Source organism: Pseudomonas sp. 01L34 (assembly GCF_056400265.1).
In genome coordinates this window covers 669,713-694,217 of the sequence record NZ_JBFTSX010000004.1, presented here as the reverse complement: position 1 = coordinate 694,217, position 24,505 = coordinate 669,713, and the positions used below count along the sequence as shown (strand labels likewise).

28 protein-coding genes are annotated in these 24,505 nt (G+C 60.7%); 18 read left to right on the top strand and 10 right to left on the bottom strand.

The annotated features are described in order from the left end of the window. Nucleotides 1-41 precede the first annotated feature (41 nt). The 7 genes from AC1DQM_RS15210 to AC1DQM_RS15180 all read left to right on the top strand — a co-directional run bounded on the left by AC1DQM_RS15210 (nucleotide 42) and on the right by AC1DQM_RS15180 (nucleotide 5,503). Entirely contained in the window at nucleotides 42-1,172 is a 1,131-nt protein-coding gene (locus AC1DQM_RS15210) for a protein-glutamate methylesterase/protein-glutamine glutaminase (protein WP_018925063.1), read from the top strand. Further along, nucleotides 1,172-1,912 carry a flagellar motor protein gene (locus tag AC1DQM_RS15205; RefSeq protein ID WP_018925064.1) on the top strand — a complete coding sequence of 247 codons (741 nt, stop codon included), beginning with the start codon at nucleotides 1,172-1,174 and terminating at the stop codon, nucleotides 1,910-1,912. Before AC1DQM_RS15210 ends, AC1DQM_RS15205 begins: the two co-directional genes overlap by 1 nt. A gap of 15 nt (nucleotides 1,913-1,927) precedes the next feature. After that, nucleotides 1,928-2,821, top strand: a complete 894-nt coding sequence (motD, locus tag AC1DQM_RS15200; protein ID WP_018925065.1) for a flagellar motor protein MotD — start codon at nucleotides 1,928-1,930, stop codon at nucleotides 2,819-2,821. Nucleotides 2,822-2,864: 43 nt separating this feature from the next. After that, nucleotides 2,865-3,653 carry a ParA family protein gene (locus tag AC1DQM_RS15195; RefSeq protein WP_018925066.1) on the top strand — a complete coding sequence of 263 codons (789 nt, stop codon included), beginning with the start codon at nucleotides 2,865-2,867 and terminating at the stop codon, nucleotides 3,651-3,653. Nucleotides 3,654-3,683: 30 nt separating this feature from the next. Then, nucleotides 3,684-4,550 carry a CheW domain-containing protein gene (locus AC1DQM_RS15190; protein ID WP_477746441.1) on the top strand — a complete coding sequence of 289 codons (867 nt, stop codon included), beginning with the start codon at nucleotides 3,684-3,686 and terminating at the stop codon, nucleotides 4,548-4,550. 74 nt (nucleotides 4,551-4,624) lie between these two features. After that, nucleotides 4,625-5,110 carry a chemotaxis protein CheW gene (locus AC1DQM_RS15185; protein ID WP_007938663.1) on the top strand — a complete coding sequence of 162 codons (486 nt, stop codon included), beginning with the start codon at nucleotides 4,625-4,627 and terminating at the stop codon, nucleotides 5,108-5,110. Beyond that, nucleotides 5,111-5,503 carry a DUF2802 domain-containing protein gene (locus AC1DQM_RS15180; RefSeq protein ID WP_018925068.1) on the top strand — a complete coding sequence of 131 codons (393 nt, stop codon included), beginning with the start codon at nucleotides 5,111-5,113 and terminating at the stop codon, nucleotides 5,501-5,503. It begins immediately after the preceding gene. A 117-nt stretch (nucleotides 5,504-5,620) separates the two neighbouring features. On the opposite strand, the gene AC1DQM_RS15175 is transcribed toward AC1DQM_RS15180, so the two are convergent. Both AC1DQM_RS15175 and fliK read right to left on the bottom strand, forming a co-directional pair. Then, a complete protein-coding gene (locus tag AC1DQM_RS15175) occupies nucleotides 5,621-5,950 on the bottom strand; it encodes an EscU/YscU/HrcU family type III secretion system export apparatus switch protein (RefSeq protein WP_018925069.1) in 330 nt (109 codons plus the stop codon). After that, entirely contained in the window at nucleotides 5,947-7,521 is a 1,575-nt protein-coding gene (fliK, locus tag AC1DQM_RS15170; protein ID WP_477746440.1) for a flagellar hook-length control protein FliK, read from the bottom strand. Before fliK ends, AC1DQM_RS15175 begins: the two co-directional genes overlap by 4 nt. A 197-nt stretch (nucleotides 7,522-7,718) precedes the next feature. Between fliK and ccmA the strand changes: the two genes are divergently transcribed. The 10 genes from ccmA (at nucleotide 7,719) to AC1DQM_RS15120 (ending at nucleotide 15,104) form a co-directional block, all read left to right on the top strand. After that, complete coding sequence (gene ccmA, locus AC1DQM_RS15165; RefSeq protein WP_028940002.1) at nucleotides 7,719-8,354, top strand: cytochrome c biogenesis heme-transporting ATPase CcmA; 636 nt, start codon at nucleotides 7,719-7,721, stop codon at nucleotides 8,352-8,354. Then, on the top strand, nucleotides 8,351-9,019 hold the full coding sequence (ccmB, locus tag AC1DQM_RS15160) for a heme exporter protein CcmB (protein WP_477746439.1): 669 nt from the start codon (nucleotides 8,351-8,353) through the stop codon (nucleotides 9,017-9,019). The genes ccmA and ccmB overlap by 4 nt, the downstream gene beginning before the upstream one ends. Before the next feature lie 80 nt (nucleotides 9,020-9,099). Next, on the top strand, nucleotides 9,100-9,855 hold the full coding sequence (locus AC1DQM_RS15155) for a heme ABC transporter permease (protein ID WP_007939194.1): 756 nt from the start codon (nucleotides 9,100-9,102) through the stop codon (nucleotides 9,853-9,855). Then, nucleotides 9,852-10,028, top strand: a complete 177-nt coding sequence (ccmD, locus tag AC1DQM_RS15150; RefSeq protein ID WP_007939192.1) for a heme exporter protein CcmD — start codon at nucleotides 9,852-9,854, stop codon at nucleotides 10,026-10,028. Before AC1DQM_RS15155 ends, ccmD begins: the two co-directional genes overlap by 4 nt. Beyond that, complete coding sequence (gene ccmE, locus AC1DQM_RS15145; RefSeq protein WP_007939191.1) at nucleotides 10,025-10,480, top strand: cytochrome c maturation protein CcmE; 456 nt, start codon at nucleotides 10,025-10,027, stop codon at nucleotides 10,478-10,480. The genes ccmD and ccmE overlap by 4 nt, the downstream gene beginning before the upstream one ends. A gap of 3 nt (nucleotides 10,481-10,483) precedes the next feature. Beyond that, nucleotides 10,484-12,487: a heme lyase CcmF/NrfE family subunit gene (locus AC1DQM_RS15140; protein WP_018925072.1), complete on the top strand. Its 2,004-nt coding sequence runs from the start codon at nucleotides 10,484-10,486 to the stop codon at nucleotides 12,485-12,487. Further along, nucleotides 12,484-13,020 carry a DsbE family thiol:disulfide interchange protein gene (locus tag AC1DQM_RS15135; protein ID WP_018925073.1) on the top strand — a complete coding sequence of 179 codons (537 nt, stop codon included), beginning with the start codon at nucleotides 12,484-12,486 and terminating at the stop codon, nucleotides 13,018-13,020. Before AC1DQM_RS15140 ends, AC1DQM_RS15135 begins: the two co-directional genes overlap by 4 nt. Continuing rightward, the gene (locus AC1DQM_RS15130) at nucleotides 13,017-13,490 is read left to right on the top strand and encodes a cytochrome c-type biogenesis protein (RefSeq protein ID WP_018925074.1); all 474 of its coding nucleotides are present in this window, start codon (nucleotides 13,017-13,019) and stop codon (nucleotides 13,488-13,490) included. The genes AC1DQM_RS15135 and AC1DQM_RS15130 overlap by 4 nt, the downstream gene beginning before the upstream one ends. After that, the gene (ccmI, locus tag AC1DQM_RS15125) at nucleotides 13,483-14,691 is read left to right on the top strand and encodes a c-type cytochrome biogenesis protein CcmI (protein ID WP_477746438.1); all 1,209 of its coding nucleotides are present in this window, start codon (nucleotides 13,483-13,485) and stop codon (nucleotides 14,689-14,691) included. Before AC1DQM_RS15130 ends, ccmI begins: the two co-directional genes overlap by 8 nt. Before the next feature lie 14 nt (nucleotides 14,692-14,705). Beyond that, the gene (locus AC1DQM_RS15120; RefSeq protein WP_477746437.1) at nucleotides 14,706-15,104 is read left to right on the top strand and encodes a hypothetical protein; all 399 of its coding nucleotides are present in this window, start codon (nucleotides 14,706-14,708) and stop codon (nucleotides 15,102-15,104) included. Nucleotides 15,105-15,160: 56 nt separating this feature from the next. Here AC1DQM_RS15120 and AC1DQM_RS15115 read toward each other — a convergent pair whose 3' ends face one another. The 3 genes from AC1DQM_RS15115 to AC1DQM_RS15105 form a co-directional block, all read right to left on the bottom strand. Continuing rightward, nucleotides 15,161-15,736, bottom strand: a complete 576-nt coding sequence (locus AC1DQM_RS15115) for a PIN domain-containing protein (RefSeq protein WP_477746436.1) — start codon at nucleotides 15,734-15,736, stop codon at nucleotides 15,161-15,163. Next, nucleotides 15,733-16,200, bottom strand: coding sequence for a helix-turn-helix domain-containing protein (locus AC1DQM_RS15110; protein ID WP_018925078.1), 468 nt, complete (start codon nucleotides 16,198-16,200; stop codon nucleotides 15,733-15,735). Before AC1DQM_RS15110 ends, AC1DQM_RS15115 begins: the two co-directional genes overlap by 4 nt. A gap of 244 nt (nucleotides 16,201-16,444) precedes the next feature. Next, nucleotides 16,445-17,650 (bottom strand): MFS transporter, encoded by a 1,206-nt coding sequence (locus AC1DQM_RS15105; RefSeq protein WP_477746435.1) that lies wholly within the window; start codon nucleotides 17,648-17,650, stop codon nucleotides 16,445-16,447. A 235-nt stretch (nucleotides 17,651-17,885) separates the two neighbouring features. Between AC1DQM_RS15105 and AC1DQM_RS15100 the strand changes: the two genes are divergently transcribed. Next, nucleotides 17,886-18,518, top strand: coding sequence for a hypothetical protein (locus tag AC1DQM_RS15100; protein WP_477746434.1), 633 nt, complete (start codon nucleotides 17,886-17,888; stop codon nucleotides 18,516-18,518). A gap of 57 nt (nucleotides 18,519-18,575) precedes the next feature. On the opposite strand, the gene AC1DQM_RS15095 is transcribed toward AC1DQM_RS15100, so the two are convergent. From AC1DQM_RS15095 to AC1DQM_RS15075, 5 genes are all read right to left on the bottom strand, one after another. Next, nucleotides 18,576-19,574, bottom strand: a complete 999-nt coding sequence (locus tag AC1DQM_RS15095) for a sulfate ABC transporter substrate-binding protein (protein WP_430954874.1) — start codon at nucleotides 19,572-19,574, stop codon at nucleotides 18,576-18,578. Nucleotides 19,575-19,680: 106 nt separating this feature from the next. Further along, a complete protein-coding gene (locus AC1DQM_RS15090) occupies nucleotides 19,681-20,505 on the bottom strand; it encodes an ion transporter (protein ID WP_064619420.1) in 825 nt (274 codons plus the stop codon). A gap of 21 nt (nucleotides 20,506-20,526) precedes the next feature. After that, complete coding sequence (locus AC1DQM_RS15085) at nucleotides 20,527-21,441, bottom strand: urea transporter (RefSeq protein WP_477746433.1); 915 nt, start codon at nucleotides 21,439-21,441, stop codon at nucleotides 20,527-20,529. Nucleotides 21,442-21,659: 218 nt separating this feature from the next. Further along, nucleotides 21,660-23,075 carry a pyruvate kinase gene (gene pyk / locus AC1DQM_RS15080; protein WP_096479727.1) on the bottom strand — a complete coding sequence of 472 codons (1,416 nt, stop codon included), beginning with the start codon at nucleotides 23,073-23,075 and terminating at the stop codon, nucleotides 21,660-21,662. Next, nucleotides 23,065-24,345: a glycerate kinase type-2 family protein gene (locus AC1DQM_RS15075; RefSeq protein ID WP_477746432.1), complete on the bottom strand. Its 1,281-nt coding sequence runs from the start codon at nucleotides 24,343-24,345 to the stop codon at nucleotides 23,065-23,067. The genes pyk and AC1DQM_RS15075 overlap by 11 nt, the downstream gene beginning before the upstream one ends. Nucleotides 24,346-24,505: the final 160 nt, after the last annotated feature.

Below are 24,505 nucleotides of genomic sequence, written 5' to 3'. Positions count from 1 at the left end.
GAGCGGGGCGCCAGAGCCTCGCCCCGTCTAACGGAGTGTTTATGGTAGTCAAAGTCCTGGTGGTGGACGATTCGGGGTTTTTCCGCCGCCGCGTCTCGGAAATTCTTGCAGCGGATTCAAACATCCAGGTCGTCGGTACGGCGACCAACGGAAAAGAGGCGATCGATCAGGCCCTGGCCCTCAAGCCAGACGTGATCACCATGGACTACGAGATGCCAATGATGGATGGCATCACGGCGGTGCGGCACATCATGCAGCGCTGCCCAACCCCGGTGTTGATGTTCTCCTCGCTGACCCACGAAGGCGCCCGGGTCACCCTCGATGCGCTGGACGCCGGCGCGGTGGACTTCCTGCCGAAGAATTTCGAAGACATCTCCCGTAACCCGGAGAAGGTCAAGCAACTGCTGTGCGAGAAGATTCTCAGCATCTCGCGCAGTAACCGTCGTGTCAGCGCCTACACCCCTCCGGCACCGGTCGCTGCGCCAGCCCCGACGCCTGCGCCTTCGAGCGTCGGCAGCTACGGCAGCAGCGCGCCTGCGCGTCCGGCACCGGCACCGATTGCGGCGCGCCCCCATGCAGCGGCTCCGTCATCTCCCGCGCCGAAACGCAAAGCCTACAAATTGGTCGCCATCGGTACCTCCACCGGTGGCCCGGTTGCGCTGCAACGGGTTCTGACACAGTTGCCGGCCAACTTCCCGGCACCCATCGTGTTGATCCAGCACATGCCGGCAGCCTTCACCAAGGCCTTCGCCGAGCGCCTGGACAAGCTGTGCCGCATCAGTGTCAAGGAAGCCGAGGATGGCGACATCCTGCGTCCGGGCCTGGCGCTGCTCGCACCGGGTGGCAAGCAGATGATGATCGACGGCCGTGGCGCGGTGAAAATCCTGCCGGGCGACGAACGTCTGAACTACAAGCCGTGCGTGGACATTACCTTCGGTTCCGCGGCCAAGTCCTACGGCGACAAAGTTCTGGCGGTGGTACTGACCGGCATGGGCGCCGACGGTCGCGAAGGCGCGCGTCTGCTCAAGCAGGGTGGCAGTGCGATCTGGGCTCAGGATGAAGCCAGTTGTGTGATCTACGGCATGCCAATGGCCATCGTCAAAGCCGAACTCGCGGACGCGGTGTACAGCCTCGACGACATCGGTCGGCACCTGGTTGAGGCTTGCATCTGATGGATGTGCTCAGCCTTATCGGGATCATCATGGCGTTCGTCGCCATCATCGGCGGCAACTACCTTGAAGGCGGTCACCTCGGCGCACTGGCCAACGGCCCGGCGGCGTTGATCGTACTCGGTGGCACCATCGGTGCCGCGCTGCTGCAATCGCCGATGAGTGCCTTCAAGCGTGCCATCCAGATTCTCGCCTGGATTCTGTTTCCGCCTCGCGTGGACCTGGCCGGCGGCATTGATCGCGTGGTGAACTGGAGTCTGACCGCTCGCAAGGAAGGTTTGCTCGGGCTGGAAGGGGTGGCCGACGCCGAACCTGACAGCTACTCGCGTAAAGGCCTGCAATTGCTGGTCGACGGTGCCGAGCCGGAAGCGATCCGCAGCATTCTGGAAGTGGATTTCTACACCCAGGAAAGCCGCGACATCGAAGCCGCCAAAGTCTTTGAAAGCATGGGCGGCTACGCGCCGACCATCGGTATCATCGGTGCGGTGATGGGCCTGATCCACGTCATGGGCAACCTGGGCGACCCATCGCAACTGGGCAGTGGCATCGCCGTCGCCTTCGTCGCTACCATCTACGGCGTGGCCAGTGCCAACCTGGTGCTGTTGCCGATTGCCGCCAAGCTCAAGTCCATCGCGTTACGGCAGTCGCGCTATCGCGAAATGTTGCTGGAAGGGATCCTGTCGATCGCCGAAGGTGAAAACCCTCGCTCTATTGAGTTGAAGCTTCAGGGCTTCATGGATTGATGGGGGAAATGGATCATGGCTCGTCGCAGGCAACATGAAGAACATGTGAACCATGAACGTTGGCTGGTTTCCTACGCCGACTTCATCACCTTGCTGTTCGCGTTCTTCGTGGTGATGTACTCGATCTCGTCGATCAACGAAGGCAAGTACAAGATCATTTCCGAGGCGTTGATCGGGGTGTTTACCGACTCTGACCGCGCCCTCAAGCCGATCCCCATTGGCGAAGAGAGACCGAAGACCGTGACCCCGGCCAAACCGCTGGTCAAGGACAGCGAGCAGATCGACGCCGGCATCGCCCAGGCCGCCAACGATCCACTCAAAAGCATCGCCGATGACATCAGCGCGGCGTTCGGCGACTTGATCAGTTCCAACCAGATGACCGTGCGCGGCAACGAGTTGTGGGTCGAGATCGAACTCAATTCCAGCCTGTTGTTCGGCAGCGGCGACGCCATGCCCAGCGACATTGCGTTCAACATCATCGACAAGGTCGCTGCGATCCTCCGGCCGTTCGACAACCCGATCCACGTCGAAGGTTTCACCGACGATCAACCGATCCGCACCGCGCAATACCCAACCAACTGGGAACTGTCCTCGGCACGTTCGGCGAGCATCGTGCGGATGCTGGCGATGCAGGGCGTGAACCCTGGTCGCCTGGCATCGGTGGGTTATGGCGAATTCCAGCCAGTGGCCAACAACGCCACCGCCGAAGGCCGTGCGCGCAACCGTCGGGTGGTGCTGGTGGTGTCACGCAATCTTGATGTACGCCGTAGCCTCACCGGTACCGGAACGGCTCATGCACAACCGGATGCCGCATTGAAGCGGGCTGGCACACAAACTGCACCGACCCCGGTCAAGTCGCCGGGACGCGAGAGTGCCGTCAATTCTCCGTCACCCGCATTAATACGTTGAGCTATTTCTCGGTCGACGTTTTCGACCGGGAGGAACAATCTGAATGAGAGTCTGGGCAGTTGCCAATCAAAAGGGTGGTGTCGGTAAAACCACTTCCTCCATTGCTTTAGCCGGTTTACTGGCGGAGGCGGGCAAGCGCGTGGTTGTGGTCGATCTCGACCCCCACGGCTCCATGACCAGCTACTTCGGTTACGACCCCGACAGCCTGGAGCACAGCAGCTACGACCTGTTTCTGCACAAGGGCAACGTGCCGCAAGGCTTGCCCGGTCAGTTGTTGATGCCCACCAGCGACGAACGAATTTCCCTGTTGCCATCGAGCACCGCGCTGGCCACCCTTGAGCGCCAGTCGCCGGGCCAGAGCGGTTTGGGCCTGGTGATCGCCAAGAGTCTGGCGCAGTTGTGGCAAGACTTCGATTACGCCGTGATCGACAGCCCGCCGTTGCTCGGCGTGCTGATGGTCAATGCCTTGGCGGCCAGCCAGCAGTTGGTGATTCCGGTGCAGACCGAGCACCTGGCGGTCAAAGGCCTGGAACGCATGGTCAACACGCTGGCGATGATCAACCGCTCGCGCAAACTGGCGTTGCCGTTCAACATCGTGCCGACCCTGTTCGACCGCCGCACCCAGGCTTCGCTTGGCACTCTGCGCGTGCTGCGCGACAAGTACCCGGAAGAAATCTGGCAAGGCTACATCCCGATCGACACCCGCTTGCGTGACGCGAGCCGGGCAGGGCTGACGCCGTCGCAATTCGATGGCAAGAGTCGCGGCGTTCTCGCCTACCGCGCACTGCTCAAGCATCTGTTGGCCCAGCAACTTGTTCCGCAGGTGGCTTGAGATGAGCCTGATTCCTACGATGGTATTCGCATGACCCGGCCGGTGAAGATCACCTCGCGCCCGCAATTGGCCCTTCAGTCTTATCTGGATGGCTTGCTGCAGGACGCGACCGAAGAGCTGTTGCCTGAAGTCGAGGCGCTGCCTGAGGTTGTCGAGGCTGAAGCTGCCCTGGACGAGTTCCAGGCGGCGGTGCTCGAAGAGCAGGCGCGCGATGCGCAGAAGCCGGCAGTGGTCGCGGCCCCCGTTGTTACGCCAGTGGCGAAGGCACCGGTGGCCTTGATCGAAGCGCCGGCACCGATTCTGGCGTCCGTGTCGACGATTGCGCCGTTGCTGCAAGCGTTGGTGCCGCCGGTGGTGGAAGTTCATCTGCCGCCGAGCAACACGCCGCCTCCGGTGGAAAACGACGATCGTCCGGCCTGGGCGGCCGAGCCGTTCGAATGCCTGTTGTTCGATGTCGCCGGGTTGACCCTCGCGGTGCCGCTGGTGTGCCTGGGTTCGATTTATTCCCTGGCCGGCCACGAGCTGACGCCGTTGTTCGGTCAGCCGGAATGGTTCCTCGGGATCCTGCCAAGCCAGGCCGGCAACCTGAAGGTGCTGGATACCGCACGCTGGGTCATGCCGGACCGCTACCGCGACGATTTCCGCCAGGGCCTGCAATACGTTATTTCGGTCCAGGGCTATGAGTGGGGGCTGGCGGTGCATCAGGTCAGCCGCTCGTTGCGCCTGGACCCGAATGAAATCAAATGGAGAAGTCACTGGGGGCAGCGGCCATGGCTCGCCGGCACGGTGATTGAACACATGTGCGCTTTGCTCGATGTCGCCGCACTGGCCGAATTGATCGCCAGCGGCGGGGCGAAGCACATGGGCGGCAGTAAGCCGAACCACAAACCGACATAAAAAACACGCATCGGCATTCAAGTGCCGGTGCACTGAATACACACCGCTAGGGCGGTTTTTCGAGGGGTCAGGGTATGAATGACAAGGCGACGGCGGCAAAAGGTTCCGAAGATCCGATCCTGCAATGGGTCACCTTCAAGCTGGACAATGAAACCTACGGCATTAACGTGATGCGCGTTCAGGAAGTCCTGCGCTACACCGAAATCGCTCCGGTACCGGGTGCCCCGAGCTACGTGCTGGGTATCATCAACCTGCGCGGCAACGTGGTCACCGTGATCGACACCCGTCAGCGTTTCGGCCTGGGCACGGTCGACGTCAGCGACAACACCCGCATCGTCATCATCGAAGCCGACAAGCAAGTGGTCGGGATCATGGTCGACAGCGTGGCTGAAGTGGTTTATCTGCGTCAGTCGGAAATCGAGACCGCACCGAACGTCGGTAACGAAGAGTCCGCCAAGTTCATTCAAGGCGTGTGCAACAAGAACAATGAACTGCTGATCCTGGTCGAGCTGGACAAGATGATGAGCGAAGAAGAATGGTCGGAACTGGAGAGTATCTGATTGATTCTTGAGGTGGCTGTGATTGTCCTGTTCCTTTTGTGGGCAGGCACGCTGGCGATGTTCCTGGCGTACATCCGCGCTCAAAGGCAGGTCGCCGCACAACAGGCTCAGGGCGATGCGCTGCGCGATCAGCGCATCAAGGACCTGGCCAAGCGCGTCGACGACTACCAGAACGGCAACGTGCGCATGGGTGAAGACCTGCACGAACTGCGCGCGGTGGTCGGGCCGTTGCCGGACAAACTGGCGCAGTTGGAACAGCGTGATCCATCGAGCCTTTCATTCGCCCAGGCCGCGCGTCTGGTGGGGATGGGGGCCAGCGTCGATGAACTGACTCAGTCTTGCGGGTTGACCCAGGCTGAGGCGGAGTTGATGAGCAAGTTGCACAGAAACTGAGAAGAGCAAAAGATCGCAGCCTCGTTTCACTCGACAGCTCCTACATTGGGATGGTGTACGCCCTGTAGGAGCTGTCGAGTGAAACGGGGCTGCGATCTTTTTACATTCAACAAAGATTCAATAATCATCCCCGCGCTCGGTGACGTCCTTCTCCACCGTCACCGCATGCGGATCATGCCCCGCCGGAAACTTGCCTTTCAGATTCCAGGCAAACGCAATGATCTCGGCAATCGTGCGGTACAACTCCTCGGGAATACTCTCGCCCAATTCCATCCGCGCCAGCAGTTTCACCAGTTCGGCGTTCTCGTAAATCGGCACTTCGTAGTCACGGGCAATCCGTAGAATTTCTTCAGCCAGTTCTTCGTCACCTTTGGCCGTAAGGGTAGGGGCGTGGCTGCCGTCGTATTTGAGGGCGATGGCCTGGCGCGGTGCGGTGGATTCGTTCATGCGGTTTCGTCGACCCAGCGTTGTTCGAGACGGGTTTGAGGGCCTTGTGGCGGTGTGCCGAGGTGGCAATCCAGATCGCCGACGTTCAGCCCGGAATCCAGCAGGCGCTGGCGCAGCGCGGCCAGATTGCTTTCGATCAGGCTCGCAGTGTACGGCCGTTCGGCCCACAGCTGACTGGAGAGGCTGCCTTTGATCAGTTGGGCCTGAATCTGCAACGGCCCCAACGGTTCCATGTCGAATGCCAGCTCGACGCGCCATAGCGGTTGCTTGGGTTCGCGTTCGTCGCGGCGTTCGCGCGGTTGTTCTTTTTCGGGGGCTTCTTCGCGCTGGAATTTGACCTGCAACGGCACGATGTCCTGCAGGTTGCGCATGGGGATTTCCAGTTGCCAGGTGCTCATCAACCGCCCGTCACTGGTGACGCCAGTCTGCTCAAGGCTCGACAGCTGATGACTTTGCAAACGTGAAACCGCCGCCGCAGCCAGGCGCAGCAGGTGCTCGAGATCATCTTCGCCTTCCGCGCTTTGCAACAGGCGCTCGGGCAGTGGGAAGCTGGTCGGCGACGGTTTGGCACTGACTTGCCCGAGCATGCCGAGGGCATTGCGCACGAAACTCGGCATGGCCTGGGCCAGGGTGTTGGCGGCGATGATTGCGTTGAGATTGGTGTTGGCCGGCAGGCCCGGCGTCAGCTGGGCGATCAGCTTGAGCAGGTCGCCTTTCATGTCTGGCGCCAGCGTCGGGTTTTGTCCGGTCAGCAATTTGGCTTCGAGGAACAGGCCACTGTTGGCCAGCGCCTGGGCCAGGCCTTTGGGCGTACTCAATTGTTGGACGTCCGGCAGGCCGGCGAGCAATTTGTCCACGGCAGCGCGCAGGTCGCTGGAGGTTTGATCCGACGGCGGCAGGTTTTGCAGGACCTTGATCAAGCCATCCAGAGAACCCTGGCGACTTTGCTGGCTGACCAATTGTTGCGTCACCGCCAACTGTTCCTGACGGCTGCTCAGCGGCACGAATTTGAGTGTCTGGGTGTCCTGCACCAAGGCGCTCAGCAAGCTGCCGATGCGCAGCGGCGTCGGGCTGTCGATGCTCAGCGTGCTGCCGCTCAGCGCGGTGTTGAGCAGGCTCACCATCGAGCGAAACACCGTCGGCTGGCCCGGCACCTGCGGCATCACCTGAGAGGTCAGCACTTTGCCTTGCAGCAGGGTGCCGACCGGCAGTTGCGCCGTGTCGATACGGGTAAGGGTGGCGACGCTGGAGGCGATGGCCTGTTGCACCGTGACTGCCAGATTGCCCGCCGACGGTTGGGTAACCGTCAGGCTGGCGCCCTGGGGCAAAGGCTGAGTGCTGGTGGCCTGGACAGTGGTCTGGTGGCCGCTGTCGAGAGTGACCTTGAGCAACAGTTGAAAGGTCTGATCCGCCTGCTTGAGTGACAGCACTTCAGCCTTGGCGGTCTGACCGGCCGTGATCAGGCCCTCCATCGGCGTCAGCAGATTGAGCAACTCGCTGCTGATCACCAATGGACGCGAAGTCGCCGGGTTGGTTGGCGGGAGCGGGAGGATGTTCATTTCGCCTGTCATACGCGGACACAACCTGAGGAAATTGCACTCTTGAGAGTAGGGAACGCCATGTATAATGCCGCCCGTCTTTCGCTGAGTGGCGAAAACTTTGCAATTGATTGACGCAGCTCTCTAGAACAAGCCGTCATAGCATCTATGCTGCATCTCTTTAGCGGCCGCGCCAGAGCCGACTTGAACCGCATAAGGCCCGTGAACCCTTGACCAGTCCTGTCCTGCAAACCGTTGCCCTTGCCTGTGAGCGAGACCTTCGGCTGCTTTTCGAAAATCTCGAATTGCGACTGGCCAGTGGCGAAATGTTACAGATCAGCGGCCCCAACGGCAGTGGCAAGACCAGCCTGTTACGTCTGCTTTGTGGCTTGATGCACCCGACCGCCGGTCAAGTGTTGCTCAACGGCCAGCCACTGAGCGAACAACGCAGCGAACTGGCGCGCAACCTGCTGTGGATCGGCCATGCCGCTGGCATCAAGGACCTGCTGACCCCCGAAGAAAACCTCAGCTGGCTCTGCGCCTTGCATCAACCGGCCTCCCATGAGGCGATCTGGCAAGCACTGGCGGCGGTGGGGCTGCGCGGTTTCGAGGATGTTCCCTGTCACACCCTGTCTGCCGGCCAGCAACGTCGTGTGGCGTTGGCGCGGTTGTACCTGGACAGCCCGCCGCTGTGGATCCTCGACGAGCCATTCACCGCGCTCGACAAACAAGGCGTGGCGCAACTCGAAGAACACCTGGCCGCGCACTGCGAGCGCGGCGGCATGGTGGTGCTGACCACTCACCACACGCTGAGCCGGATGCCGGCCGGTTATCGCGACATTGATTTGGGGAATTGGGCCGTATGAGTGTTTTCGGCCTGTTGGTCGCCCGTGAGGCTCGTTTGCTGTGCCGCCGTCCCGCCGAATTGGCGAACCCGTTGGTATTTTTCGCCATCGTCGTCTCCTTGTTCCCGCTGGCGGTTGGTCCCGAGACTCAATTGTTGCAAACCTTGTCTCCGGGGCTGGTCTGGGTGGCGGCGCTTTTATCGGTTTTACTCTCGCTGGACGGGCTCTTCCGCAGTGATTTCGAAGACGGATCCCTTGAACAGTGGGTCCTTTCGTCGCACCCCCTGCCTCTTCTGGTGCTGGCCAAGGTGCTGGCACACTGGGCCTTTTCCGGCCTGGCACTGGTTTTGCTCGCGCCATTGCTGGCGTTGATGCTCGGTTTGCCTGCCGCTTGTCTGCCGGTGTTGCTGCTTTCTTTATTGCTCGGTACACCGGTGTTGAGCCTGCTCGGTGCGGTGGGCGCGGCGCTGACGGTAGGATTGAAGCGTGGTGGCCTGTTGCTGGCGCTGCTGATTCTGCCGCTGTATATCCCGGTGTTGATTCTCGGCAGTGGCGCCTTGCAGGCGGCATTGCAGGGCATGCCGGCGACCGGTTATCTCTTGTGGCTTGGTAGCCTGACCGCCCTGGCGATAACCCTGGCACCTTTTGCAATAGCTGCTGGCCTGAAGATCAGTGTCGGCGAATAATGAGGTCTGGTTAAAATTTAACCAGTAAAGACCCTTTGGCTGTTTCGTGATAACGAACAGCAACCGTGATGGAAACAGCAATGAACTGGACCTGGTTTCATAAGCTCGGCTCGCCCAAATGGTTTTACGGCATCAGTGGCAAATTGCTGCCCTGGCTGAGCGTCGCGGCGTTGCTGCTGATTAGCGTCGGCGTGGTCTGGGGCCTGGCCTTCGCACCGCCGGACTACCAGCAAGGCAATAGCTTTCGAATCATCTATATCCACGTTCCTGCCGCCATGCTGGCGCAGTCGATCTACGTGATGCTGGCCGTGTGCGGCGTTGTCGGGCTGGTGTGGAAAATGAAACTGGCCGATGTCGCCCTGCAATGCGCCGCCCCGATCGGTGCCTGGATGACCGCCGTGGCGCTGGTTACCGGAGCGATCTGGGGCAAACCGACCTGGGGTTCGTGGTGGGTCTGGGATGCGCGACTTACGTCCATGTTGATTCTGCTGTTTCTGTACTTCGGTCTTATTGCGCTGGGCAACGCCATCAGCAATCGTGACAGCGCGGCCAAGGCCTGCGCGGTGCTGGCGATTGTCGGCGTGATCAACATCCCGATCATCAAATACTCGGTGGAGTGGTGGAACACCCTGCACCAGGGCGCGACGTTCACCCTCACCGAAAAACCGGCGATGCCTGCCGAGATGTGGCTGCCACTGCTGCTGACGGTGCTGGGTTTCTACTGTTTCTTCGGCGCGGTGCTGTTGCTGCGCATGCGCCTTGAAGTGCTCAAGCGCGAAGCCCGGGCGAGCTGGGTGAAATCCGAAGTGCAGAACAGTCTGGAGGCCGCTCGATGAGTTTCGCTTCATTCGGCGACTTTCTCGCCATGGGCCATCACGGCCTGTATGTCTGGTCAGCCTATGGCATTTGCCTGGCGGTGCTGGCCCTCAACGTGGCGGCGCCGATCCTGGCCCGCAAGCGGTATCTGCAACAAGAGGCGCGTCGTTTGCGCCGGGAGAACGGCCAGTGAATCCGCTGCGTAAAAAGCGTCTTGTCATCATTCTCGCGATCCTGGTCGGTGTCGGCGCTGCCGTCGGCCTGGCCCTGAGCGCCCTGCAGCAGAACATCAATCTGTTTTACACCCCGACCCAGATCGCCAATGGCGAAGCGCCGCAAGACACGCGCATCCGTGCGGGCGGCATGGTCGAAAAAGGCTCGCTGCAACGTTCCGGCGATTCCCTGGACGTGAAATTCATCGTCACCGACTTCAACAAATCCGTGACCATCAGCTATCGCGGCATCCTCCCGGACCTGTTCCGCGAAGGGCAGGGCATCGTTGCCCTCGGCAAGCTCAACGCTGATGGCGTGGTGGTGGCCGACGAAGTGCTGGCCAAGCACGACGAGAAGTACATGCCGCCGGAAGTGACCAAGGCGTTGAAAGACAGTGGTCAGTCGGCACCTACGCCAGCCAAGGAGGGCTAACGGATGACTTCCGCACTTTACAGCTCGGGGCTGTTCATCCCCGAACTCGGCCATCTGGCCATGATCCTGGCGTTGTGTTTTGCGTTGGTGCAGGCCGTGGTGCCGTTGCTCGGTGCCTGGCGCGGCGACCGTTTGTGGATGAGCCTGGCCCAGCCGGCTGCGTGGGGGCAGTTCGCGTTTTTGCTGTTCGCCTTCGGTTGCCTGACCTATGCGTTCATGACGGACGACTTCTCCGTCGCCTACGTGGCCAGCAACTCCAACAGCGCGCTGCCGTGGTACTACAAGTTCAGCGCCGTGTGGGGCGCTCACGAAGGGTCGTTGCTGCTGTGGGCGTTGATTCTCGGCGGCTGGACCTTCGCGGTGTCGGTGTTCTCCCGACAGTTGCCGCAAGTGATGCTGGCCCGGGTGCTGGCGGTGATGGGCATGATCAGCACGGGTTTCCTGCTGTTCCTGATCCTGACGTCTAACCCTTTCGCCCGGATCTTGCCGCAGATGCCGGCGGACGGGCGCGATCTTAATCCTCTGCTGCAAGACATCGGCCTGATTGTTCATCCGCCGATGCTGTACATGGGTTACGTCGGTTTCTCCGTGGCCTTCGCCTTCGCCATCGCCGCGCTGTTGGGCGGTCGTCTCGATGCGGCGTGGGCGCGCTGGTCCCGCCCGTGGACCATCGTCGCCTGGGCCTTCCTTGGCATCGGTATCACGTTGGGCTCCTGGTGGGCCTACTACGAACTCGGCTGGGGCGGCTGGTGGTTCTGGGACCCGGTGGAAAACGCGTCCTTCATGCCTTGGCTGGTGGGTACGGCGCTGATTCACTCGTTGGCGGTCACGGAAAAACGTGGTGTGTTCAAGAGCTGGACCGTGCTGTTGGCCATTGCCGCATTCTCGTTGAGCCTGCTCGGGACCTTCCTGGTGCGTTCCGGCGTGCTGACCTCGGTTCACGCCTTTGCCTCCGACCCTGAGCGTGGCGTGTTCATTCTGGTCTTCCTGCTGTTTGTGGTCGGTGGTTCATTGACGCTGTTCGCCCTGCGCGCGCCGGTGGTCAAGAGCCATGTCGGCTTCAACCTCTGGTCCCGGGAAACCCTGCTTCTGGGCAACAACCTGGTGCTGGTGGTGGCTGCTTCGATGATTCTGCTGGGCACCTTGTACCCGCTGATCCTCGATGCAATGACCGGTGCCAAGCTGTCGGTCGGCCCGCCGTACTTCAACGCGCTGTTCATTCCGTTGATGGCGATCCTGATGATAGTGATGGCGGTCGGTGTGGTGGTGCGCTGGAAAGACACCCCGGTCAAATGGCTGGTGAGCATGCTGACCCCGGTATTACTCGGCAGCGCCGCGCTGGCCGTCGTGGCGGGCGTTGCTTACGGCGATTTCAACTGGGCGGTGCTGGCAACCTTCATGTTGGCTGCCTGGGTGTTGCTGGCCGGTGTGCGGGACATTTTCGACAAGACTCGCCACAAAGGCCTGATCAAAGGACTGCCGACCCTGACCCGCAGTTATTGGGGCATGCAACTCGCGCATTTGGGCATTGCCGTGTGCGCGCTGGGTGTCGTGTTGTCGAGCCAGAACAGTGCCGAGCGTGATCTGCGCCTGGCACCGGGTGAGTCCATGAGCCTGGCCGGTTACCAGTTTGTGTTCGAAGGCGCCAAGCACTTCGAAGGCCCGAATTTCACGTCCGACAAGGGCACCGTACGGGTGATCCGCGACGGTAAGGAAGTCAGCGTGCTGCACCCGGAAAAACGCCTGTACACGGTGCAGAACTCGATGATGACCGAGGCCGGGATCGACGCCGGTTTCACCCGTGACCTGTACGTCGCACTGGGCGAGCCGTTGGGCGAGGGCGCCTGGGCGGTTCGCGTGCACGTCAAACCGTTCGTGCGCTGGATCTGGTTCGGTGGGCTGCTCACAGGTGTAGGCGGGTTGCTGGCGGCGCTGGATCGCCGTTATCGGGTCAAGGTAAAAAGTCGTGTGCGTGAAGCGCTCGGCATGACGGGAGCCACCGCATGAGACGTTGGTTGATGCTGTTGCCGCTGGCGATTTTTCTGGTGGTTGCTGTTTTTCTGTATCGGGGGCTGTACCTGAACCCGGCCGAGTTGCCCTCGGCGATGATCGGCAAGCCGTTCCCGGAGTTTTCCCTGCTCTCGGTGCAGGGCGACAAAACCCTGACCAAAGCAGACATTCTGGGTAAACCGGCGCTGGTCAACGTCTGGGGCACCTGGTGCATTTCCTGCCGGGTCGAGCACCCGGTGTTGAACAAACTGGCCGAGAAGGGCGTGGTGATCTACGGCATCAACTACAAGGACACCAATGCAGACGCCTTGAAGTGGCTGGCCGAGTTCCACAACCCGTATCAACTGGACGTCCGTGACGATGAAGGCACCCTGGGCCTGAACCTCGGCGTGTATGGCGCACCGGAAACCTTCTTCATCGACGCCAAGGGCATCATCCGCGACAAATTCGTCGGGGTGATCGACGAACAGGTCTGGCGCGAAAAACTGGCGGCCAAGTATCAGGCGCTGGTCGACGAGGCCAAGCCATGAAGCGCTGGATTGCCGCCGCCGTTCTGGGGTTGAGCATGGCTGGCGTGGCCCACGCCGCCATCGATACCTATGAGTTCGCCAAAGAAGGCGATCGCGAGCGTTTTCGCGAGCTGACCAAAGAGCTGCGTTGCCCCAAGTGCCAGAATCAGGACATTGCCGATTCCAACGCACCGATCGCCGCCGACCTGCGCAAAGAGATTTTCCGCATGCTCGGCGAGGGCAAGGACAATCAGCAGATCATCGACTTCATGGTCGACCGCTATGGTGATTTCGTCCGTTATAAACCTGCTCTGAATGCCAAGACCGCATTGCTCTGGTTCGGCCCGGCCGGCCTGCTGCTGGGCGGTTTTGTGATCATCGCCGTGATCGTCCGCCGTCGTCGCGTGCAACGCGCTGACAGCCCGGACACGCTTTCTTTTGATGAGCGCGAGCGCCTCGACCACCTGTTGGATAAAACCAAGCATGATTGATTTCTGGCTCGCTGCAGGCCTGCTGCTTCTGGTAGCCCTGAGTTTTTTGCTGATCCCCGTTCTGCGCGGTCGTCGCGCCCAGCTTGAAGAGGATCGTACGGCGCTTAACGTCGCGCTGTATCAGGAGCGCGTGGCTGAGTTGCAGACTCAGCAGGAAGAAGGCGTACTCAACGCCGAACAAATGAATGCCGGTCGCGCCGAAGCCGCCCGTGAACTGCTTGCCGACACCGAAGGCGTCGAGGCACCGCGAGTGTCGCGCCTGGGCAAGCCATTGCCGTTGCTGGCGGCAATTCTGGTGCCTGTGCTGGGCCTTGGGCTGTATCTGCATTTTGGTGCCAGCGACAAAGTCGAGCTGACCCGCGAGTTCGCCCAGGCGCCGCAGTCGATGGAAGACATGACCCGTCGCCTGGAGCGTGCGGTTGCGGCCCAACCGGATTCGGCCGAAGGCCTGTACTTCCTCGGCCGCACTTACATGGCTCAGGACCGCCCTGGCGATGCGGCGAAGATCTTCGAGCGTACCGTGAACCTGGCCGGTCGCCAGCCGGAACTGCTCGGGCAGTGGGCTCAGGCCCAATACTTCGCCGATGGCAAGAAGTGGTCGGACAAGGTCCAGGCCCTGACTGACGAAGCACTGAAAGCCGATCCGAAGGAGGTCACCAGCCTAGGTCTGCTGGGCATCGCGGCCTTCGAAGGCGAGCGTTACCAGGAAGCCATCGACTACTGGAATCGTCTGTTGGTGCAACTGCCGCCGGATGACCAGTCCCGTGTCGCGCTGCAAGGCGGCATCGCCAAGGCCGCCGAGAAGCTTGAAGCCAGCGGTGGCAAGGTGGCTCAGGTTCAGGCTCCGGCAGTGAAGGTTGCAGCACTGCTCAAGGTGCGTGTCGATCTGGCGCCCGACTTGAAAGCCAGGGTCCAGCCCGGCGACAGCGTGTTCATCTTCGCCCGCGCCATTTCCGGCCCACCCGCGCCGCTGGCCGCCAAGCGTCTGACCGTTGCCGACCTGCCAGCGACCGTCGAGCTGGGCGATGCCGATGCAATGATGCCCCAGTTGAAACTGTCGAACTTCCCCGAAGTCCAACTGGTTGCGCGCATCTCCCGCGCCGGCCAACCGACTGCCGGCGAATGGATCGGTCGTAGCCAACCTTTGGCCAGCAGCACCAGCGCGCCACAAAAACTGACCATCGACAGCCCGGATAAATAACAGGAAACGCCACCATGACCGCCTTCGCTCGTATCACTCTCCTCAGCATGATGGTTTTGGGGCTAAGCGCGTGTGCGGTCCAGGAGCACGAGCCCGAACGGCTGCCGCCAATCCCGCCCTCGCAGCCGAGCACCAAACCGACCACACCGAGCAAACCGGTCACGCCGAGCAAACCATCGAAGCCGGTGCCACGCACCTCCGCCAGCTTCGCCCCGCCACCGGGGGGCAATAGCCATTGGGATGCGAAACTCGGTGTTTACGTCCTCGACAATCAAACCAACACCTTCTACCGCCAGCGCACCTACTACCGCTGGGACAACGGCTGGAGCCGCTCGATCAGCCCTAACGGGCCGTGGGAAGAGACGGATATCCATGGCGTACCGGGTGGGTTGGGCAGACAATTCGGGCAGTGAATGGAAACGGCGATCTGAGGATCGCCGTTTTGCTTTTCGGCATTTATGAAGGGCGGTTAAAGAATCGCCTGATAGTGGGTCAACGCCTTGATCGACCGATTCAGGCCCTGGCGTAACAGCAGTTCGAGATAAGTGGTGACATCCATCGGCGGCGTCTTTAGCTGTTTGCGTTGTCGTTGTGCTGCCGCAACAACTGCTGCCGGGTCCAGATCAAACAGGTTATCGACGAACTCGTCAGGATGCTGGGCTTCGATGCCAAAGGCTCCCAGTGTTTCATCCGGAAAATCTTTCTGGTTAAAGGTCACGATGACACTGGCATTGCAGCGTATAGCGGCAGCCAGAACATGTCGGTCATCGACATCAGGCAGTGTTAGCCCTTCGATCAGCCTTTCGTAACCGTAGACGCAAGCATCAGGTATGGCCTGATCCATCAAGTCGGACGTGCGATCCAACTGCTCTGTTGTCAGGTCCGGGCGGTTCTTCAGTAAATTGCGCTTCCATTCGTTATGTATCTCCAGTGACCATCGCGCCCTGAAACGCCCGGAGAGCGCGAGCCACATCAAAAAATCTCTCAAGGGGGCGGGGTACAAAACACATGCGTCATATACAGCGGTAAAAGGGGAGTGCCTCACTCGTATCCTGTCCTTAACGCTTGTGCCTGCTCGGCGAGAAGCGTCATTGCTTGCTCGCTGGCTATGTCGCGCTGGGTTTTATAGTCCATCAAATCGGTAAAGCGCACACGTCGGTGCTTGCCGGTTTTGTGGTAGGACAACTCACCGGACTCCAGCAGTTTGATCAGGTGCGGGCGTGAGACATTGAGCAAGTCCGCCGCTTCCTGGGTGGTCAGTTCAGCGTGTACCGGGACCACTTTGACGGCGTTGCCTGCAGCGAGCTCTGCCAGGATGTCGACAAGCAACCGAAGCGCTGAGGTGGGAAGTTCGACGCTGTGTGCTTCATTCTGCTCATCGAAAATCTGGATATGCTGAGTTTCGAATTGGGTGGCGAGGTAGGCAGCCAAGGCGCGCTGACCTTCGATAGCGGCCTGGACCTCACGCTCCATGGGCAGGTTAAGGGGGGGATGGATAACTGGTGACATGATGCTTTCCAATATTCTGAATAATCGATATTGGAAGGCTATTCGAATCAAACGAAAATCGCAATAAACGAAACGACCGGCTTTTCAGCTCCTTATGCAGTCGCGTTAGTGCTGGAGATCGAGTGTGTAGGCTTGTTCGCGAAGGCGGTGTGACATTTAGCAGAAATGTCGACTGACCTGACGCTTTCGCGGGCAAGCCCGCTCACCCAGGGACTTACGTTTGTTCACGATGTTTCTAACGTTGTTACGCCGTCGCCAGTGCCGGTTTCTCCGACACACTCAAAAACCGCAACAACGCCAGCAACGGAAACACGCTGCCGACGATCACGATCCACAACCAGCCACCGTGTTCGTACACCGCACTGGCCACTGATGAGCCGAACGCGCCGCCGATGAAGATGCTGGTCATGTACAGTGCATTCAGACGGCCGCGGCTCTTGGCGTCGAGGGTGTAGACCGCGCGCTGGCCGAGGACCATGTTCATTTGCACGCAGAAATCCAGTACCACGCCGGTCACGGCCAGGCCGATGACGCTGTAGGCCGGGTGGATGAAGGCCGGCAGGAAGCTCAGGCTGGCGAACAGCATCGCCAGCAGCGAGGCGAGGCGGGTGTGGCCGGCATCGGCCAGTCGACCAGCGATGGGTGCAGCAATCGCGCCGATGGCTCCGACCAGGGCGAAGATCGCGATCTGGGTTTGCGACAGACCGTGATTGCGCGCCAGTTCCAGCGGCACGGCGGTCCAGAACAGGCTGAACGTAGCGAACATGCAACCCTGATAAAACGCCCGTTGACGCAACACCGGTTGCTGGCGCAGCAGCGTCCAGAGCGAGCCCAGTAACTGGCCATAAGAGGCGCTGTGATCAGGCTGGCGCTTGGGCACCGTCAGGGCCAGTACGATGCTGATTGCAGCCATCAAAACTGCGGCAATGACGAACATAGCGCGCCAGCCGAAGTGGTCAGCCACTACGCTGGACACCGGCCGGGCCAGCAGAATCCCCAACAGCAGACCACCCATGATCCCGCCAACCACACGGCCGCGCGACGCTTCCGGCGTCAGGTGGGCGGCCAGCGGAATCAGGATCTGTACCGACACCGAGCTGAAACCCACCAGCAACGAAATCAGCAGAAACACGTTCGGCTGATCGGTGAACGCCGCGCCCAGCAGACTGACAATCGCCACCGCGGTGGTGATGATCATCAAGCGGCGGTTTTCCAGCAGATCGCCCAGCGGCACCAGGAAGAACAGGCCCAGCGCATAACCAATCTGCGTCAGCGAAACGATCAGGCTGGCCATGGTGTCGGTCAGGCCGATGTCCGGCGCGATCAGGCCGATGATCGGCTGGGCATAGTAGATGTTGGCGACGATCGCGCCGCAGCAGAAGGCGAAAAGCAGCACCATGCCCCGGGTCATTGTCGCGGCACCGTGGGGCGCCTGAGTCGCTGGATTCATAACATGGCTCGCTGAACAAGAAGGAATGCGCAGAGGCTAATCGGCTGGCTAGAGCGGCGGAAGAGGGTTTGGATTGATAGTAATCATTCCTTTGCGGAATGAGTGACGCCGGTATGCGCTGCCTGCCGATGAACCATGCGTCCAAACAGTGGGATCCGATGATACATTCACTGACATCTTCTTCGATAGCGTGCTTATGTTCTTCTGCGCTCCATAAACCGGAAGGTACTTCGATATGAATGCGATGTTCCATCACCTGATCCGCGGCGCTTGCGTTGTTACCCTGATCAGCTTGTTCACGGCAGGTCTTGCCCAGGCCGCCGATGTGCCGCCGGGAATGCGCATTGGCGTGCGCGGCGAGATCACCGGCATCAGCGCCGACGTCATGAAAGTCCACGTCAACAGCGGCGAAAACGTGGTGATCAACCTGACCAAGGACACCAAAATTCGCGCCGTCACCCTGGCCAATATCGAAGACATCAAGCCCGGCAGCTACATCGGCTCGGCTGCCGTGCCGCAGGAGGATGGCACGCTCAAGGCGCTGGAAGTCCACGTCTTCCCGCCGGAACTGGCCGGCAGCGGCGACGGCCATCGGCCTTTTGATCTGGTCAAGGGCAGCAGCATGACCAATGGCAGCGTAGGCGATCTGGTGGTCAGCAACGGCCGGGTTCTGACCGTCAATTACAAGGGCGGCCAACAGACGATTCTGGTGCCGGAGGATGTGCCGATCGTCAATCTGGTGTCGGGGGATCGCAGCTTGCTGAAGGTGGGCGTGAAGATCGTGACGTTTGTGACCCAGAGTGCCGACGGGACATTGACCGCTCAATCCATTTCGGCCGGCAAGGACGGTGTGACACCGCCGATGTAACGGTATCCCACAAAAAAGGCGACCTTCACAGGTCGCCTCTCTCATTGAACTCAGTGATTACTGGCCGTTGTAAATCTGGTCGAAAACCCCACCATCATTGAAGTGAGTCTTCTGCACGGTGCGCCAGTCACCAAAGGTCTTCTCCACCGACAGGAAATCCACTTTCGGGAAGCGATCGGTGTATTTCGCCAGCACCGCCGGGTCACGCGGACGCAGGTAGTTGGCAGCCGCAATTTCCTGACCTTCCGGGGACCACAGGTATTTCAGATACTCCTCGGCCGCCGCGCGAGTGCCTTTCTTGTCGACGGTTTTGTCGACCACCGACACCGGCGGCTCGGCTTCGGCGGAAACACTTGGGTAAATCACTTCGAACTGATCACGACCAAACTCGCGAGCAATCATTTCCGCTTCGTTTTCGAAGGTCACCAGCACGTCGCCGATCTGGTTGGTCATGAACGTAGTCGTGGCGGCGCGGCCACCGGTATCCAGCACCGGCGCTTGTTTGAACAGTTTGCCGACGAAGGCTTTTGCCTTGTTTTCGTCACCGCCATTTTTCAGCACATAGCCCCAGGCCGAGAGGTAGGTGTAGCGGCCGTTGCCCGAGGTTTTCGGGTTGGGGACGATCACCTGCACGCCGTCCTTGAGCAGGTCCGGCCAGTCTTTCAGGGCTTTCGGGTTACCTTTGCGCACGATGAATACGGTGGCCGAAGTGAACGGCGCGCTGTTGTTCGGCAGGCGTGTGACCCAGTTGTCCGGGACCAGTTTGCCGTTGTCCGCCAGGGCGTTGATGTCGGTGGCCATGTTCATGGTGATGACGTCAGCCGGCAGGCCATCGATCACCGAGCGCGCCTGTTTGCTGGAGCCGCCGAAGGACATCTGCAGCGTGATGTTTTCGTTGTGCTCGGCTTGCCAGTGTTTCTGGAAGGCAGCGTTGTAGTCCTTGTAGAAATCTCGCATCACGTCGTAGGAAACGTTAAGCAGGGTCGGTGCGGCCTGAGCCATGCTGCTCAAGGCCAGGCCAGCGGCCAGAAGTGAGGCGCCAAAGAGTTTTTTCACTGCGCATTCCTTATTTTATCAAACGTGTTCGATGGAGATTATTGGCAATTTGCCAGCGACTATAGCCGGACCCGCATAGTCGCTTAAAGATTAAAAAACACTTTGCTTATTCCATTTTCTTGAACAACGCATTGCCACAACGAGAGCAGAACGCCGCGCTGTGCTCGTGGCTGTTTTTCTTGCAGACCGGGCAATCGTGTTGCAGTTGATCACCGCGCATGGCGTTGGCCAGTTCCGCGGTAAAGATCCCCGTCGGCACAGCGATGATCGAGTAACCGGTGATCATCACCAGGGATGAAATCACCTGGCCCAGCGGCGTCTTGGGCACGATGTCGCCAAAACCCACGGTGGTCAGCGTCACGATAGCCCAATAGATCCCTTTGGGGATGCTGGTGAAGCCGTGCTCCGGGCCTTCGATCACGTACATCAAGGTGCCGAACACCGTCACCAGGGTGCTGACGCTGAGCAGAAATACGACGATTTTCTGCTTGCTGCCGCGCAACGCCGACATCAAATAGTTGGCTTGTTTCAGATACGGGCTGAGCTTGAGCACGCGGAAAATCCGCAGCATTCGTATGATCCGGATGATCAGCAGGTACTGCGCATCGCTGTAATACAGCGCGAGGATACCCGGCACGATCGCGAGCAAATCCACCAGTCCATAGAAGCTGAACGCGTAGCGCAGCGGCTTGGGCGAGCAATACAGGCGCAGGCCGTATTCGATGACGAAAATGACGGTGAAGCCCCATTCGATGTACGCCAGCACGTCGGCGTAGTTCTGGTGAACGCTGTCGATACTGTCCAGAACCACGATCACCAGGCTGGCGAGGATGATCAACAACAAGATGCTGTCGAAGCGCCGACCGGCCCGGGTGTCGGTCTGGAAGATCATGACGTAAAGCTCTTCACGCCAGTTTTTGCTGCTGTCCATGGATAACGCCTGAATCGAGAATCAGCGCAGCCTAGGGTGATTCTCCCCGCTAGCGCAAGGTGCGCTGTCCATGGCGGACTGACGCAACACCCGAATGCCAGCGCGAATCAGCCAGCAGGCAAGAATGAACGGCGCGGTCAGCGTTGCCAGGCCCAGTGCGGCGAACCCCGGCGTGAGCAATACCGCGAGCAGAATGCCGAGCAGCGGCAGCCAGGGTTGGCGGCGTTGCGGGCTGAAGGCGAGGGCGGCGAGTACCGCGTTGTAACCGCTCAAACCCTGCAAGGCATTTGAAGTTTCGCCATGCAGAAGGGCAAATCCGAGGCCGGCAGCGGAGCCCAGCAGCGCCCAGACAAAGGCGTGGCGATCGGCGATCAGTAATCCGGCGGCAATCAGCGCGCCGGCCAGGGGATGGCCGAGAAACATGACTTGCCCCAGGCCTTTCAATTCGGCAGCGAGCAGGTTGAGGGTGTTCAGTTCGATCAGCGGCGCGGGTTGCTGTGGTGCGGCAAAGCCGAGCAATAACCAGCTCAACCCAACGAAGGGTGCGGTGTACGCCGGTAGACATTGATGATCGCGAGCACCTTTGAGCCATTGCTGAGTGAGCATCGCACTCAGGCCGCCGCAGGCGATGATCAGCGGTGGCAACAGTGCTGACCATGGGAAATACAGGCTCAGCAGCAGGCCGAGCAAAATACCGTTGTAACTGAATAGTCCGGCCTGACGATCCGCCTTGGCATACCCGCGACGTTGCGCGGTAAGCAACCCGGCGACACCGCCCAGCAGCGCACCGCCGAGCAGAGCGGGCGCGGTAAATAGAATCGCTAACAGACACAACAGCCCGCACAGCGGATGGCGCAGGAGAAAGATCTGACTGAAGCCGTTAAGCAGGGCGGTCGCCCAGTCGGGGCAGTGGGTGTTGAAGTGGTTGGCAGGCATGGGTGGGGTCTAGGGCAGAGGAAAATCCAGGGTCTTGCACAAACCTGTGGCGAGGGAGCTTGCTCCCGCTGGGCTGCGGAGCAGCCCTGAAATCAGCAATGCGGTCTTTCTGTTGAAACCGTCATGCCAAAGCGACGACTGCTTCGCAGCCGAGCGGGAGCGAGCTCCCTCGCCACAGGGGTAGTTCTTACCGGGGTAGCTCTTACAGGGGGAGTTCTTTAGATCAATGTCTCGATGCGCAACGAATTGGTTGACCCCGGCTGCCCAAAGGGCACGCCCGCGGTAATCAGCAACGTATCCCCGCGCTGAGCCATCCCCTGTGCCTGGGCGATTTCCAGCGCCGTCGAGCACACTTCATCCACCTGTCGCAGTCGATCGTTGACCACCGAGTGCACGCCCCACGCCACCGTCAATCGCCGGGCGGTTTGCAGGTTTGGCGTCAGGTTGAGGATCGGCACCGTCGGCCGCTCCCGTGCGGCCCGCAGGCTCGAGGTGCCGGACTCGCTGTAGTTCACCAGCACCGCCACCGGCAGCACGTTGCTGATGCGGCGGATCGCGCAACTGATGGCGTCCGACACCGTGGCCTCGGCTTTTGGCCGGCTCACGTCCAGTTGGGTCTGATAATCCGGGCCGTTTTCCACCTGGCGGATGATCTTGCTCATCATCTGCACGGCTTCCAGCGGGTACTCGCCAGACGCGGTTTCCGCCGACAGCATCACCGCATCCGCGCCTTCGGCCACCGCGTTGGCGACGTCGGTGACTTCGGCGCGGGTCGGGGCCGGGGAGAAGCGCATCGACTCCAGCATCTGCGTCGCCACCACCACCGGTTTGCCGAGTTGGCGGCAGGTGCCGATGATGTTTTTCTGAATCTGCGGCACGCTTTCGGCCGGCACTTCCACGCCCAGATCACCGCGAGCGACCATGATCGCATCGCTCAATTCAGCGATTTCCCGCAGCTGAGTCACGGCCGATGGCTTCTCGATCTTGGCCATCAAGAACGCTTTGTCGCCGATCAGCGCGCGGGCTTCGCGGATGTCTTCCGGGCGTTGCACGAACGACAGCGCGACCCAGTCCACCCCCAGCTCCAGACCGAAGCTCAAATCACGGCGGTCCTTGGCGGTCAGCGGGCTCAGGTCGAGCACCGCTTGCGGCACGTTGACGCCTTTGCGGTCCGACAGTTCGCCGCCGTTGAGCACCGTGGTGTCGATGGCGTCGGCGTACTTGGTCACCACCCGCAGGCGCAGCTTGCCGTCATCCAGCAGCAAGTCCATGCCCGGCTCCAGCGCGGCGATGATTTCCGGGTGGGGCAGGTTGACCCGGCGCTCGTCCCCCGGCGTCGCATCCAGATCCAGGCGCAGCGCCTGACCGCGATACAGCTGCACTTTGCCCTGGGCGAATTTGCCGACCCGCAGCTTCGGGCCTTGCAGGTCCATCAAAATGCCCAAGGGGTAATTCAGCTGGCGCTCGACCTCACGAATCCACTGATAGCGCTGCGCGTGGTCGGCGTGATCGCCGTGGCTGAAATTCAGGCGAAAGATATTGACCCCCGCCCGCACCAGTTCACGGATATCGTCGATCCCGTCGGTGGCCGGGCCGAGGGTGGCGAGGATTTTAACCTTCTTGTCAGGCGTCATGTTTAGGGCTCTCGAGGATCAGTATGGCGCGGAAGTCGTTGACGTTGGTGCGGGTCGGCTCGGTGACGATCAGTGCATCGAGCGCCGCGAAGTAGCCATAGCCATTGTTATTGTCCAGTTCATCGCTGGCGCTCAAACCGAGAGCTGCGGCGCGGGCGTAGCTGTCCGGAGTCATGAGGGCGCCGGCATTGTCTTCGGAGCCGTCGATACCATCGGTGTCACCGGCCAGGGCGTAGACGCCGGGCAGGCCCTTGAGGCTGTCGGTCAGGCTCAGGAGGAATTCGGCATTACGCCCGCCACGGCCATTGCCGCGCACCGTGACGGTGGTTTCGCCGCCGGACAGAATCACGCACGGCGCCGCCAGCGGCTGGCCGTGCTGGAGGATCTGCCGCGCAATGCCGGCGTGGACCTTCGCCACTTCCCGGGATTCACCTTCCAGGTCGCCGAGAATCAACGGGCTGAAACCAGCCTGACGGGCTTTCACCGCCGCCGCTTCCAGTGATTGCTGCGGACGGGCGATCAATTGGAAGTGACTGCGGGCCAGGCTCGGATCGCCGGGTTTGACCGTCTCCGACTCGGGGCTTTGCAGCCAGTTGCGCACCGAGGCCGGGACTTCGATGGCATAACGCTTGAGGATCGCCAACGCTTCAGCCGAGGTGCTCGGGTCGGCCACGGTGGGGCCGGAGGCGATGACGGTGGCGAGATCGCCCGGCACATCGGAAATTGCATAGGTGTAAACCGTGGCGGGCCAGCAGGCTTTGCCCAGACGACCGCCTTTGATCGCCGAGAGGTGCTTGCGCACGCAGTTCATCTCGCCGATGGTCGCGCCGGATTTGAGCAGCGCTTTGTTGATCGATTGCTTGTCGGCGAGGGTGATGCCGGCGGCGGGCAAGGCGAGCAGGGCAGAGCCACCGCCCGAGAGCAGGAAGATCACACGGTCGTCTTCGCTCAGGTTGCTGACCAGTTCCAGAACCCGTTTCGCGACGGCCAGACCGGCAGCGTCCGGCACCGGGTGCGCGGCTTCGACCACTTCGATTTTTTCGCACGGGGCGCCGTGGCCGTAGCGGGTCACCACCAGGCCAGACACTTCACCCTGCCAGCAGCGTTCGACCACCTGGGCCATGGCTGCGGCGGCTTTACCGGCGCCGATGACGATCACCCGACCGCTGCGGTCAGTTGGTAAATGGGCTTCAAGGACATGCTGCGGATGGGCCGCGTCGATGGCTGTGGCAAACAGCTCGCGCAGCAATTGTTGCGGATTGACCGACATGGCGGGCTCCCGGAATTCTTGTTATTGGGTTTGTCGCGGACCCTGTGGGAGCGACTCTGTGGCGAGGGGGCTTGCCCCCGTTGGGTTGCGAAGCAGCCCCAAAATCTGTGATGCACTGAAGATCTTGTGAGTGCTGCGCACTCAAACGGGGGCAAGCCCC